Source organism: Pyxidicoccus sp. M15 (assembly GCF_056858435.1).
Window position 1 is genome coordinate 5,523,332 of sequence record NZ_CM166495.1, and the last position, 13,465, is coordinate 5,536,796.

The window sequence follows — 13,465 nt, forward strand, 5'->3', positions numbered from 1 at the left end:
GGGGGCGGGTTGATCCGCCTGAGTCATTCCCTCAGCTGAAGCCAGGCGCCGCATGGAGGCTCGGGGGATGCGCGCGGCGCGTGACACGGGGCGATGTCCGTCAGGGCGTGTTCCCGGCGGGCACCACCGGAGGCAACCACTTGCGCAGCACGTCCGGCGAAGTCGTCCGGTAGATGTTGTTGTGGCGCAGGTCGGGCCTCGGGTCGACCTCCCACATCAGGCCCGGGGGGGCGCTCTTGCGGAGCACCTCCTTCAGCCGTGTCACAGCGGGAGCGATGTCCCCCTCGTTCGCGCAAGAGACGTAGAGGGCAGCTCGCAGGTCCGGCCGGGCCGCGAGTCGCGCTCCCGCCTGTTGCACCAGGGACTCCGCGTTCCACCACAGGCTGGGGCTCAGGGCGAGGTACGTGTCGAACAGGTCCGGCTGGAGGAAGAAGGTCTCGACGATGAAGAGCCCCGCGGCGGACTCACCGATGATGGCCCGCTCCTCCGTCACGCGATACCGGCGCTGGACTTCCGGCATCAGCTCTTCCTGGATGAAGGCGCGGAAGGCGGCCGAACCTCCCGAGATGGGCACGGCTTCCCGGTCGGAAGCAACGGTGGTGGGCCCCGTCATGTCTCGCCGCCGCACGGTGTTCTCGATTCCCACCACCAGGAGGGGCCGCAGCTCTCCCGCGCGGATGGCCTTGTCGACGGTGGTGGCGAGGTGCGGGAAGTCCTCCTTCAAGCCACCATCGGGCATGTACAGCACCGGGAAGCGGCGGTCCGCCGAGGTCTCGTAGCCCGGAGGCAGGTAGACGGTGATGTTGCGGGTCTCCTTCAGCTTCGAGGATTCGAGCGTGAACGTCTGATGGGGAGGCGCGACCTCTGGGATGGCGGGCTTCGTGCTCGAGCATGCGCATCCCAGGGCGAACAGCAGCAGGGCCGCGCACTTCATCGCGTTTCGCATCGAATCCTCACTCTGTTGCCACGCGCTGTAGGGCAGCACGCGCCCAGATACTGCCAGAGCCATGCATTCGTCGACATGTCACATGAAAGGGTTTGGAATCGTCGAGGTTTCCCTCTCGATTCCTGGCCCCTGGTCTTTCCGCGCTCAGCCTGCTCCCGCTACGGAAGCCGCCGGAGGTGCACTCAATCGGTCAACGCAACACCGGCTGCAACCTGGCTGCTGGAGTGGCGAACTCCAGGTCTTGCGCGGACGCTGGTTCAATCGGAGCGCCACCGCGTCCAGTTGCCTTTGAGAGAATCTGCCGGCTGGCCACCACGCCGAAACGGACCGCATCCCGGAGAACGAGCAAGACAGCGCGTACCCCTTTGATGTTCGCCCCGCGAAGGGCGAGGCCGGCGGCCCATGCGCTGGGCTATTCCCAAACGCCCATGACGCCGGAGAGGGTTCGTATGGAGGTGTTGACGCGCACCCTGACTAAGCCCCCGGACATAGATGTTGTCCAGGGGAGCGGAGTCGTAGGTGGTGGCGGCGCAGTGCACGCCGCACGGCCGCCACCAACTCGTCGAGGGTGGTGTAGCTGCGCTGGGGCAGCTCGTAGTGCTTCACCACTTGCAGCACGGCCTCCACGTCGTTGAGTTGTGGCGAGTACGCCGGCAAGTAGAAGAGGCGTAGGCCCTTGCGGCTCAATGCCTGCGCCGCCTGCTGCACCACGCGGGCGACGTGGATGCCCACGTTGTCCAGCACCACCACGCAAGGGCAGCTGCCGGACGGCAGTCGGCGCAGCAGGTGCACCACATCGTGCGCCGTCAGCGTGCGCGGGCGCACCAGGAAGCGCAGCCCGCGCTTGGGTCCTAACGGGCGGTACGCCACCAGCGCGTTGACGCGTCGGCCCCGAGGGTTCTCGTACGGCACCAGCTTGCGCGTGCCGCCAGCGGCCCAGCTGTACCCGGTAGGCTGGGTCGGGCTGAAGCCGCACTCGTCCAGGAAGTAGAGGTCTAATTTCCCCTCTCGGGCTTTTTTTTCAGGCGCAGCAGGCGCGCCCGGGCCCGGGTGACGGCGTCGGGCTCTTGCTTATGCGCCAGGCTCATCTTGGTGCGCCGCCAGCCGGCACCCATGGCCGCCAAGTAGCGGCGTACCTGGCGCGGGCCCAGGTGGATGCCGTGCGCCTCCAGCGCACGCGCCAGCTGGCCAGCGCTCCAGGTGCGCGGCTCTTCGAGCAGGCCTTGCAGTGCCTGCTGCACGCGCTGCTGGTGCCCGAAGTCGGGCGCCGGCCCGGGTAGTTTCTTGAAGAGGGCCTGCTCGCCTTGCACGCGCCAGCCCTTGAGCAGCCGGCGCACCGTCTTGTCACTGACGCCCAGGTGACGTGCGATGCGCGGCGCACTCCAGCCTTCGGCAGCAAGCAGGACCATCTGCACCCGGTCCCGCTCGTCTGCATCCACATCCTCGGAGCGGCTGATGCTCCGCAGCCGCTCACGCACCGCCTCGTCCACCCGCAGCGGTTCCATGCCAGGGGTGGACAATATCTATGTCCGGGCGCTTAGATCGGCATGAACACCTTGAAGCCGCTGCGGCCGCCAGCGCCCAGGGTGTTGCTCTCCACGAAGTCGCTGTAGGAGCTGCGGCCGTCGCCCGAGGTGATGGCGGTGTGGCCGTACTTGCTGCCGAGGCGCGTGGAGGTCTGCTCCCAGGTGAGGATGAGGCCGGGAATCTTCAGCGCCTCGGCGAGCGACAGGTTCACCTGCTTGAACTTGTCGCGCGGCAGGTTGTTGTCAATCTGGTTGCCGTTGCCCCACACCTTGATGCCGTAGGTGTTCTGGATGGCGCGGCTGACGCCCGTGGCGCACAGGCCCTGGCTGGAGTAGCCACCCATGCTCAACGCCACCGAGCGGGCGTTGTTGGCGAGCGCGGAGTTGCCGCGCACGCCACCAGTGCTGGGGGGAGTCGAGGGCGTGCCGCTCACCTTGATGCCGAGCTTGTCCCAGGTCTTCGGCCCGACGACGCCATCGGCGACGAGGCCCTTGGCCTTCTGGAAGGCCTTCACCGCCGCGCTCGTCTTCGGACCGAACTGGCCATCCGCCGCGCCGGCGTTGAAGCCGAGCTGATTGAGGCGGTTCTGGAGCGCGGCCACGGGCGCGCCGCTGTGGCCCTGCTTGAGCGTGGGGCCGCTACCGCCCGAAGAAGCAGTCGCGGTCAGCTTGGCCCAGGTCTTCGGCCCGACGATACCGTCGGAGACGAGGCCCTTGGCCTTCTGGAAGGCCTTCACAGCCGCCTCCGTCTTCGGACCGAACTGGCCGTCCGCCGCGCCCGGGGAGAAGCCCGCGCTGGCCAGCGCCTGCTGCAGGGACTTCACGGCGGGGCCGGACGCGCCGCGCTTCAGGGTGGGATTCGAAGGAGCGCTGGCGGCGGCGGGGGTGGTTCGCGCGGCGGAGGAGATACGCATTTCGAAGACCTCATGAAGAGTGGCTGCGGGAGAGTTATCGCCCCCTGCGACGGATGGTTGCGTCCCATTTTCGCAAGAGCTGAAATTCCGGCGGGGTGCGACACGCGCCGCGAGGCGAGCGCCCCCCGCGCGGCTGCCGTCATCCGGTCCGCTCCCTCGAATGAGCTTGCTCCGGCTCAATGGCCCCAGAGGTGAGGGAAAGTCATCCGATGTGCGCCTGGGGCGGCGGAAAAAGAAAAGCCCAGCAACCCCTGAGGCTTGCCAGGCTCTCCATGGCGAGGAGTACGGGACTTGAACCCGTGGCCTCAGGCCGTGGCGGACTTCACCGCCGCGAGCAGCGCGCCCGAGTCGATGAGCTGGCTCACCGCCTCGATGTCCTTGTGCAGCTCGCGGTCGCGGTCCATGTGCGGGACCTTGCTGCGCACCAGCTCATATGCCGCCAGCGCGCCCTTGCCGGGCTTCGCCGGCAGGCGGAAGTCCAGCGCCTGCGCCGCGCACAGCACCTCGATGGCCAGACACGAGCGGGTGAAGTCACTCACCTGTCTGCCCTTGAGCGCCGCCGTCATGCCCATGGACACGTGGTCCTCGCGGCCCGCGGAGGACGGAATCGAGTCCACCGACGCCGGGTGGCTCAGCACGCGCGACTCGGCCACCAGCGCCGCGCTCGTCACCTGCGCAATCATGAAGCCCGAGTTCAACCCCGAGTTCTTCGCCAGGAACGCCGGCAGCCCCGACAGCGACGGGTTCACCAGCTGCTCCACGCGCCGCTCGCTGATGGACGACAGCTGCGTCAGCGCCATGGCCACCACGTCCATCGCCAGGGAGATGGGCTGCCCGTGGAAGTTGCCGCCCGAGACAATCCGCTCCGTCTCCGTGAACACCAGCGGGTTGTCCGTCGCGCTGTTCACCTCCACCTCGAGGATGCGCCGCGCGAAGGCCATGCCCTCGCGCGCCGCGCCGTGCACCTGCGGCATGCAGCGCAGCGAGTAGGGGTCCTGCACCTTGCTGCAGTTGACGTGCGTCTCCACCAGCTCGCTGCCCGCGAGAATCCGCCGCAGGTGTGCCGCGCAGTCCTTCTGGCCCGGGTGCGCTCGCACGTCGTGAATCTCCGGGATGAACGGCTTGTGGCTGCCCAGCAGGCCCTCCAGCGTCATGGCCCCCGCCACGTCCGCGAGGTCCGCCAGCGTCTCCGCGCGGAGCTGGAGCAGCGTGCCCACCGCGCACATGGCCTGCGTGCCGTTCACCAGCGCGAGGCCCTCCTTGGCCTCCAGCACCACCGGCTGCAGGCCCGCCTTCTCCAGCGCCTGCCGCGCCGGCATCCGCTGGCCCTGGTGGAAGGCCTCGCCCTCGCCGATGAACACCAGCGCCAGATGCGCCAGCGGCGCCAGGTCACCCGAGGCGCCCACGCTGCCGCGCTCGGGCACCACCGGCACCACGTCCCGGTTCAGCATGTCCAGCGCCAGCCCCAGCGTCTCCGGGCGGATGCCGGAGTAGCCCTTGGCGAGCACGTTGCACCGCAACAGCAGCAGCGCCCGGGCCTCCGGGAGGGGCAGGGGCGTGCCCACGCCGCAGGCATGGGAGAGGATGAGGTTGCGCTGGAGGTCCCTCAGGTCCTTCTTGTCGATGCGGACCTCGGCCAGCGTGCCGAAGCCCGTGTTGATGCCGTAGGACGGGGTATCCCCGGCAGCGACCCGGTCCACCAGGGCGCGCGAGGCGCGGACGCGGGCGGCCGCCGCGGGGGCCAGCTCCACGGTGGCCTCGTTCCGGGCCACCTGGAGGATTTCCTCCAGCTTGAGGGTGTCACCGTCGATGAGGATGCGAGCGCGAGACATTGGGGCTCCAAAGGGGTGCGTAAACGCCAGAATGCCGGCTGCGGGCGCTTTACACCCGAGGGCGCTGCTCGTATAGCTCCGGCCCGACCGAAGAGGGAGGGTGCAGGCGCCGTGGCATTGATCGTCCAGAAGTACGGCGGTACCTCGGTGGGCAGTGTCGACCGCATCAAGAACGTCGCCCTCCGTTGCCTGGCCGCCCAGGAAGCAGGGCACGACGTCGTGGTCGTCGTCTCGGCGATGTCGGGCGAGACGAACCGCCTGCTCAAGCTCGTGTCGCAGATCACCGACCGGCCCGACGAGCGCGAGCAGGACGTCATCGTCGCCACCGGCGAGCAGGTCTCCATCGGCCTCGTGGCCCTGGCCATCCACGCCCAGCAGGGGAAGGCGACCAGCTTCCTCGGCCACCAGGTCCGCATCGTCACCGACAGCACCTTCTCCAAGGCGCGCATCAAGAGCATTGACGCGCAGCCCATCCGCGCCGCCCTGGCCAAGGGCCACATCGTCGTGGTCGCCGGCTTCCAGGGCGTGGACGAGGAGGGCAGCGTCACCACGCTGGGCCGCGGAGGCTCGGACACCACGGCGGTGGCGGTGGCCGCGGCGCTCCAGGCCGATGCGTGTGAAATCTATACGGACGTGGACGGCGTCTACACCACCGACCCGAACATGGTCCCCGCCGCGCGCAAGCTGGACCGCATCACCTATGAAGAGATGCTCGAGCTGGCCAGCGTGGGGGCCAAGGTGCTGCAGATCCGCTCCGTCGAGTTCGCCATGAAGTACAAGGTGCCGCTCTGGGTGAAGTCGTCCTTCACCGATGACCCCGGCACTCTCGTGTGTGAGGAGGACAAGACCATGGAGGACGTGCTGGTCCGCGGAGTCGCCTACGACCGGAACGAGGCGAAGATCACCGTGTGCGGCGTGCCGGACGTTCCGGGCGCGGCGGCGAAGATCTTCGGCGCGCTCGACGAGAAGCACATCGTGGTGGACCTCATCGTCCAGAACCCCGCGCGGGATGGCCGGACGGACCTGACCTTCACGGTGGGCAAGACGGACTTCGCCAAGGCTCAAGAGGTGGTGAAGGACGTCGCCCGGGACATCCAGGCCGTGGGCATCGAGACGGACGACAACGTCGCGAAGGTGTCCATCGTCGGCGTGGGCATGCGCAACCACTCGGGCGTGGCGGCGCGCATGTTCCAGGCGCTGTCGGCGGAGGGCATCAACATCCAGATGATCTCCACGTCGGAGATCAAGGTGTCGTGCGTGGTCCACGCCAAGTACACGGAGCTGGCCGTGCGCGCGCTGCACACCGCCTTCGGGCTGGATCAGCCCATGCCTCCCGCGGGTGCCTCCGCCGTCTCCGAGGCGGCCGCCCTCAAGGGCGAGAAGGTCTGAGTCCGTGGCGGGCCGCACCGCGGCGCTCGCCGTCGCCGCGCTGGGAGTGATGGGGCTGGGCTCCGTGGCCCGCCTGCAGTGGCCCGACTCCGCCCCGGCGCTGGACTGCGCGCCGGAGGCGGTGCGGATTGGCGCGGACGGGGTGGCCACGTGCGGGGAGGGGCTCGCGCCGTCGGGGGCCCAGGCCCTGGCGCTCGGCCGCAGGTTGGACCTCAACACCGCCACGGAGGAGGAGCTTGCCCTCCTGCCGGGCGTGGGGCCGTCGCTGGCCCGGCGCCTCGTCGAGGCCCGCGAGGACGGTGGTGGCTTCGCGAGCTGGGACGCGGTGGATGACGTTCCGGGCGTGGGTGCTGCCAAGTTGCAGACCCTCCGGGCAGCCACGTCACTGGGAGCCGCTCCGGACGCCGGGCCCGTGTGGTAAGCACGGTGCGTGCAGCTCTCCTGTCCTCAGTGCTCCATGCAGTACGTGCTCGACCCCCGCCTGCTCCCCCCGGGAGGCGCGTCCGTCCAGTGTACGCGCTGTGGCCATGTGTTCATGGCCTCTCCCAACGGACAGGCTCCGGCCCCGCGGCCCGCTTCGGCGACACCGGGCGGTGCGGCCTCCGGCACGAGCTCCACGCAGATTTTCGGCGCGGGACGCTCGCCGATGACGTCCACGCAGCTCTTCGGCTCGGGGCCGCATCCGAGGCCGGACGGCGCGGCGTCCACGCCGGTGCCGAACACGACGCAGACCTTCGGCGCGGTGCAGGGCGCTGACAGGACGGGCCCGTCCGTCGTTCCTCCGCCGCCCGCCATCGCCCCCGTGGGGGTGACGCGGACGTTCGGGGCGGTGCCGGCGCAGGGCACGGCGGCTCCAGGCAATACGACGCAGACGTTCGGGGCCGTGAGGGCCACGGGCTCGACGTCGCCGGGCAATGCGACGCAGACGTTTGGCGCGGTGCCAGCGCAGGGCTCGACGTCACCGGGCAACGCGACGCAGACGTTTGGCGCGGTGCCCGCGCAGGGCACGACTTCGCCGGGCAACGCGACGCAGACGTTTGGCGCGGTGTCAGCGCAGGGCTCGATGTCGCCTGGCAATGTGACGCAGACGTTTGGCGCGGTGCCCGCGCAGGGCTCGACGTCGCCGGGCAATGCGACGCAGACGTTTGGCGCGGTGCCCGCGCAGGGCTCGATGTCGCCTGGCAACGCGACGCAGACCTTCGGTGCGGTGCCAGCGCAGGGTGTGCCTCCCGGCAACACGACGCAGACCTTCGGCGCGGTGCCTGCCCAGGACGCGTCCTCGCCCATCGGGAGGACGCAGACGTTCGGCGCCGTCCCCGCGCACGAGGCGCCTGTCGGCTCGGAGCGCGTCACCGGCCAGGCGCCGGTGTCGCTCCCCGAGTCGGGTGTCCCCTTGAAGTCGACCTCCGGCATCTTCCCGGCCCGCGGCTCGCATGCCGCCATGGGGACGACCCAGGCGTTTGGCGCGGTGCCGGCGATACCGCCCGAAGAGGCTCGCGGACCCGTGGGCACGACCCAGGCCTTCGGCGCGGTATCTCCCGAGTCGCCGGGGCAGGGCGCCACCACCAGCCGCACGAACCTCTTCGGCGCGGTGGCCGCTTCTCCCGGAGAGGACACCGGCATCGAACTGCCTCCCGAGCCCGTGGGCTCCGAGACGCTGCTGCCCTTCGGCCCGACGTCGCAGGGGCCCGCGGCCGTCGAGCCCGTCTCCGGGACGGGGATCACCGCGCGCCGCGCCCAGGTGGAGCTGCCTCCAGAGCTGCTCGCGGCGACCCGGTCATCGTCTTCTTCCGCGGGGACGTCCTTCAACGCCGGAGGCACGTCCGGTGGCCGGGAGCGGCTGTGGATTGCACTGGCCGTGGCGGTGGGGCTCGTGCTGACGGCCGTGCTGGCCTACCCGGCATGGCGGGACCGGAACACGGACATGCCGGCGGCGGCGGTGGAGGACAAGGACCGGGCGGCGGCACTGCTGCGCCGCGATGACTCCGCTTCGCGCGAGCAGGCCATCCAGCGCCTGCGCACCCTGAACGCCGCGCACCCGAAGTACATCGAGGCCCAGGCCGAGCTGGCCGTGGCCCTGTCGCTGCGACTGTCCGACCTGCAGGCGGAGACCGAGCGGCTCCAGCAGCTGCGGCGCAAGCGGCAGGAGACGGGAGATGGGAGCTCGGTGGACAAGGAGCTGTCGGAGCTCACCGCCGCGCAGGTCCCGCTCCGGAGCGAGGCGGAAGCGCTGCGCAAGGAGCTGTACGCGCAGCTGTCCGTCCTGGCCACGGGGCCCGAGGTGGAGCCCGCTCCGGCGCTGGTGGCCCGGTTGAAGGCGCGTGCCATCCATGCCGGCGTGACGGTGGCCCCGGAAGCGCTGGCCCTGGCCGAGCGGCTGCGCAACGTGGAGGGCTCGTCCAAGACGTGGAGCACGCTGGCCCGGGCCGAGTACGCGCTCAGCTCCGGCTCGCCGCCGGACTCGCTGGTGGAGGTCGTCAAGGAGCTGGAGGCGCTGCGCCAGGAGGACCGCACCCTGCTGCGCGCCTACGTCCTGGGCGCCCGCCTGGCCCTGCGCCTGAATGATCCGGACTCGGCTCGTTCGCTGCTGGACGACGTGCTCGCCCTCAACCCCAACCATCAGCTGGCGAGCAGGCTGCTCGCGCAGCTCGACGCGGGCGCAGCCAAGCCCTGAAACGACGACCGTCCGGTCGCGCCCGTGGGCTGGAGAAAGTCCAGTCCCTCACGGGCTGATCCACCGCCAGCCCGAGACCTTCCGGGCGGATTGCGCGCGAAAGAGCAGGGCATACCTCTTGCTAGACCCCCTGCAGGTTCGGGGACTGGGTTACGGGAGGCATGGTCGATGGCGGAGGTCTTCTTCTGGTGTGCCGCGGTGCTGCTCGCGCACACGTACTTTCTCTACCCACTCATCCTGTTCGTACTGGATGGAGGGGCGCAGGTGGCCCAGAACATCCGGGCGATGCGGGGCGCAGCGGGAGCGGGCCGACAGGAAGCGCGCAGGGGAGGGCCGAAGAGCTCGGTCAGCCTGGTGGTGGCGGCGTACAACGAAGCGTCCTGCATCCAGCAGAAGCTGGAGAACAGCCTCGCCCTTCAGTACCCCGCCGACAAGTTCGAGGTGGTGATCGGCTCGGACGGCTCGTCGGATGGCACGGATGACATCGTCCGCAAGTGCCCGGACGCGCGGGTGCGGCTGTCTCCGGCGCCGCGCGCCGGCAAGACGACGGTGCTCAACCGCTGCATCCCCATGGCGAAGGGCGACATCGTGGTCCTCTCGGACGCGAACACGATGATTGAACCGGAGGCCATTGAACGGCTCGTGCGCCACTTCGACGACCCGGAGGTGGGGGCCGTCTGCGGGAAGCTCAAGCTCTACAATCCGACGAAGCAGGACTACGAGGAGAGCGCCTACTGGAGCTACGAGTCGCTCATCAAGATGTACGAGGGGCGGCGGGGCGCGGTGGTGGGGGCCAACGGTGGCCTGTACGCCATCCGGCGCACCCTGTTCACGGAGCTGCCTCCGTCCACCATCGTCGACGACTTCGTGATTCCGCTGCGCATCCTGGAGAAGGGCTACAAGGTCGTCTACGAGGAGCACGCCGTTGCTCACGAGGAGACGACGGAGGACTACGGCAAGGAGTTCGGCCGGCGGGCGCGCATCGCGGCGGGCAACTTCCAGAGCCTGCGCATGGTGCCGGGGCTCCTGCTGCCGACGGCGGGCTTCCCCGCGTTCGCGTTCTGGTCCCACAAGCTGCTGCGCTGGTGCGCGCCCGCGCTGATGGGCGTGGCGCTGCTGGCCAACGTGTTCCTGCTCGACAGCATGTTCTACCGCTTCACCCTCTTCGGGCAGGCGCTGTTCTACGCGCTGGCCTACCTGGGGAAGACGGGCGTGCTGAAGCGCGGCACGTCGAAGCGGGTGGCCTCGGTGGCCTACTACTTCGTGACCATGAACCTGGCCATCGTCGTGGGCTTCTGGCGCTTCCTGCGCAACACGCAGCGCGCCGCGTGGGACCGCACCGCGCGGGCGTGAGCTGAGCACCGCGACCGGGAGCCTGCGCGTCACGGCCCCGGGACGAGAGGAACAGCCGGTGCGGTGGGGCTCTAGCGGAGCGCCACCGGCACCGGCTTTGTCTTTGCGGGGGGCGCGGGCAGCACGCTGCCGAAGGACGCGAAGAGCTGGCCGGTGAGCACGGGCTCGCGGTTGGGGCCGGGGTGGCGCAGGTAGTCGTTGAGCACCTCGCCCGTCTTCGGATTCCTCGGCAGGTGGGGGCGGGCGAGGTTCATCTGGTAGCGCACGACGCCCCGGCGCACGCGGTGGATGACGGTGACGGTGCCGTCGGCGTCCACGGCGTCCACGATTCCCACGTGGGTGAGCCCGTCGTTGCGGCGGCCATCCCGGTTCTGGTCATACGTCTCGCGGAAGAACACGAGGTCGCCGGGCACGGGCCGGCCCTCCGTGTACACGCGGCCGCGCGCGCGGGCGTGGCGGTAGAGGGCGGTGACGCCGTTGTCGCCGGGCTTGAGCGTGCCGCGGAAGCTGACGCCGGCCTGGGCATAGACGCCCTCGATGAGGCCGGTGCAGTCGGCGGGGTACTTGCGCCCGCCGAGGACCACCTGCGACTTGCCCACCAGCGCGCGCGCCGTGGCGAGCACCGTCTCGCGGGGACCCTGAGACGGGGCGGGGCGCGCGGACGCCGTGGCGCGGGCCGGGGTGGCGGCGGGCTTCTTCACCGCCGGCTTCGCAGCGCGGGAGGCCCCCGGACTCGTCCGGGCCCCGCCCGCGGACGCCGTCGCGCGCGCGGGCGTGCGCGCCGGCTTCTGGGCGACGACGGGGCTGGAGAGCGACTCGCGCGGGAAGGCGGGCGGGGAGGCGGAGCGGTAGCGCAGGGTGTAGGAGTCCAGCCAGGGCTCCAGCGGCGCGCTCGTCGTGGCGCAGCCCGTCGCCATCACCGCGAGCATTCCCAGCAGCGCAACCGACCTCATGGAGCGACCTCCCTGTAGCGTCCTGAGGCGGCATGCTCGGCCCGAGTGGGCGTGTCGTCAAAAAACCCACCCAGGCAACCAGCCGTCACGGCTCGGGTTTCCGGGTGAGCGTGGGTGCGGTATTGCTGGGGGTGAATGGCCTCCCTCCGTCGAGCCCTCGCCGTCCTGTTGCTGGCCACCGGCTGCATCCCCTCGCCGTACGAGCGGGCCGCGAGCACCGACACGGTGGAGGCGTACCGCACGTTCCTCCGAGAGCACCCCTCGCACCCGGACGTCGACGCCGCCGAGGCGCGGCTGGCGGAGCTGGAGTTCGAGGAGGCGAAGCGGCTGCACACGGTGATTGGCTACAAGCGCTACCTGGAGGCGTACCCGGACGCGCCGCCGTCGCGCACCGCGAAGACGCTGCTGGAGGGCCTGCGCTTCAACGCCGCGAAGGAGGCGGGCACGGTGGCCGCCTGGAAGCAGTTCTTCCAGGAGCACCCGGCCGGCGCGCAGCGCGACGAGGCGAAGCGCCTGCTGGGCGAGGCAGAGGCCCGCGAGCTGGCCAGCACCCATGACCCGCGGAAGCTGGCGGACTACCTGAAGGCCTCGCCGGATGATCCGCGCCGCCAGGAGGTGGAGTCGCGGCTGGACGACCAGGCCTTCCAGGAGGCCCGGGCCTCCGGCGCGACGAAGCTCTTCGCGTACCTCAAGGACTTCCCCGCCGGCGCGCACCGCGAGGAGGCGCGCGTCCTGCTGCTGGAGCTGGAGGTGGAGGGGCTGCTCGTCTCCGGCCTGGTGGACGAGGCCGAGGCGCGCGTGAAGGCGCACCCCCTGGGGCCGAAGCTGACCGGCTTCCCCGAGCGCCTCACCCGGGCCCGCGCCGAGCGCGCCGCCCTGGCGCGCCCCGAGCCGCTGGCCCGGGCCGCGCACGTGGCGCACTACCTGCGCGACCTGGAGGACCTGAAGCGCGCGCTGGTGGCGCCGGACGCGCTGGACCGCTGGCAGGCCGCCGAGGAGATGGGCCAGCACGTCTCCGTGCGCACGTTGGATCCGCTGCTGGACGCGCTGCGCTCCGCGCGCAACCCGCTGGTGCGCCAGTACGCCCTGGAGTCGCTGCGCACCGTGCTGGCCGCGCTGCCGCGCCCGGTGGCGGAGTACGAGGTGGCCTCGCGCCTGGAGTCGCTGCGCGAGCGGGCCACGAGCGCGGAGCTGTACCTGCCGGTGGCGGTGCTGCTGGACCTTTCCGGCAACCTCGTCCAGGCGTCCACGGAGTACCAGCGCGCCTTCGACGGCGGCGCGCCGGACCCGGTGGTGCTGCGCCGCTGGGTGCAGATCCGCGAGGAGCGCAAGCAGGCCTTCTCCGCGGCGGTGGCGGCGCGGCAGCTCGCGCTGTGGTCGCTGGAGGTCTCCAACGAGGAGACCGTCACCACCGAGGGACGCATCCCCCTGGGCTCGGTGCGGCAGCTGTGCGCGGCGGCCGTCAACGCGCGCTTCGCCGCGGAGGCCATCGCCCGCGCCCGTGCGTCCACCCCCGAGTTCGCCGAGGACCTGGGCGAGTTCGAGCGCAAGGCGGCGGAGGCGAAGCGGCTGGCCGAGGCCCGGCTGGCGGACGCCGAGCTGATCCTCCGCGAGCAGTCACCCGGCGCTCGCACCTGCTCCGACCAGGACGTGCGCGAGCGGCTGGAGGGCGCGGTGAAGGAGCGCACCGCCGCGCTGGATGCGGTGGCCACGAAGCTGCCCCAGCAGGTGGGGCGACTGCTGCTCGAGCTGGCGAGGGAGCGGGATCCGTCCCCCCAGGTCCGCGCCGCCGCGTCGTCCCGGCTGACGGCCCTGAAGCCCACGCCCTGATCCGCACCGGATCAAGTGTCCGCGAAGGGCGGGGCGGTTAGAGTTCCC

11 protein-coding genes are annotated in these 13,465 nt (G+C 70.7%); 5 read left to right on the forward strand and 6 right to left on the reverse strand.

The window, feature by feature from the left end; genetic code table 11:
• Window positions 1–100: 100 nt before the first annotated feature.
• The 5 genes from ACX9TP_RS20945 to hutH form a co-directional block, all read right to left on the reverse strand.
• The gene (locus ACX9TP_RS20945) at window positions 101–946 is read right to left on the reverse strand and encodes an alpha/beta hydrolase (RefSeq protein ID WP_482981492.1); all 846 of its coding nucleotides are present in this window, start codon (window positions 944–946) and stop codon (window positions 101–103) included.
• 474 nt (window positions 947–1,420) lie between these two features.
• Window positions 1,421–1,930 carry an IS630 family transposase gene (locus tag ACX9TP_RS20950; protein ID WP_482982203.1) on the reverse strand — a complete coding sequence of 170 codons (510 nt, stop codon included), beginning with the start codon at window positions 1,928–1,930 and terminating at the stop codon, window positions 1,421–1,423.
• Window positions 1,931–1,941: 11 nt separating this feature from the next.
• Window positions 1,942–2,451 carry a helix-turn-helix domain-containing protein gene (locus ACX9TP_RS20955; RefSeq protein WP_482981493.1) on the reverse strand — a complete coding sequence of 170 codons (510 nt, stop codon included), beginning with the start codon at window positions 2,449–2,451 and terminating at the stop codon, window positions 1,942–1,944.
• 32 nt (window positions 2,452–2,483) lie between these two features.
• The gene (locus ACX9TP_RS20960) at window positions 2,484–3,386 is read right to left on the reverse strand and encodes a peptidoglycan-binding domain-containing protein (RefSeq protein ID WP_482981494.1); all 903 of its coding nucleotides are present in this window, start codon (window positions 3,384–3,386) and stop codon (window positions 2,484–2,486) included.
• A gap of 305 nt (window positions 3,387–3,691) precedes the next feature.
• Window positions 3,692–5,218 (reverse strand): histidine ammonia-lyase, encoded by a 1,527-nt coding sequence (gene hutH / locus ACX9TP_RS20965; protein ID WP_482981495.1) that lies wholly within the window; start codon window positions 5,216–5,218, stop codon window positions 3,692–3,694.
• Window positions 5,219–5,329: 111 nt separating this feature from the next.
• Here hutH and ACX9TP_RS20970 point away from each other — a divergent pair, with 111 nt between their 5' ends.
• The 4 genes from ACX9TP_RS20970 to ACX9TP_RS20985 all read left to right on the forward strand — a co-directional run bounded on the left by ACX9TP_RS20970 (window position 5,330) and on the right by ACX9TP_RS20985 (window position 10,634).
• Window positions 5,330–6,607 (forward strand): aspartate kinase, encoded by a 1,278-nt coding sequence (locus tag ACX9TP_RS20970; RefSeq protein WP_482981496.1) that lies wholly within the window; start codon window positions 5,330–5,332, stop codon window positions 6,605–6,607.
• A gap of 4 nt (window positions 6,608–6,611) precedes the next feature.
• The gene (locus tag ACX9TP_RS20975) at window positions 6,612–7,028 is read left to right on the forward strand and encodes a ComEA family DNA-binding protein (RefSeq protein WP_482981497.1); all 417 of its coding nucleotides are present in this window, start codon (window positions 6,612–6,614) and stop codon (window positions 7,026–7,028) included.
• A 114-nt stretch (window positions 7,029–7,142) separates the two neighbouring features.
• On the forward strand, window positions 7,143–9,281 hold the full coding sequence (locus ACX9TP_RS20980; protein WP_482982378.1) for a hypothetical protein: 2,139 nt from the start codon (window positions 7,143–7,145) through the stop codon (window positions 9,279–9,281).
• A 168-nt stretch (window positions 9,282–9,449) separates the two neighbouring features.
• Window positions 9,450–10,634, forward strand: coding sequence for a glycosyltransferase family 2 protein (locus ACX9TP_RS20985; protein ID WP_482981498.1), 1,185 nt, complete (start codon window positions 9,450–9,452; stop codon window positions 10,632–10,634).
• 71 nt (window positions 10,635–10,705) lie between these two features.
• On the opposite strand, the gene ACX9TP_RS20990 is transcribed toward ACX9TP_RS20985, so the two are convergent.
• Window positions 10,706–11,587 (reverse strand): CHAP domain-containing protein, encoded by an 882-nt coding sequence (locus ACX9TP_RS20990; protein WP_482981499.1) that lies wholly within the window; start codon window positions 11,585–11,587, stop codon window positions 10,706–10,708.
• 135 nt (window positions 11,588–11,722) lie between these two features.
• On the opposite strand from ACX9TP_RS20990, the gene ACX9TP_RS20995 reads away from it, so the two are divergent.
• A complete protein-coding gene (locus tag ACX9TP_RS20995) occupies window positions 11,723–13,417 on the forward strand; it encodes a HEAT repeat domain-containing protein (protein ID WP_482981500.1) in 1,695 nt (564 codons plus the stop codon).
• The last annotated feature ends 48 nt before the right edge of the window (window positions 13,418–13,465 follow it).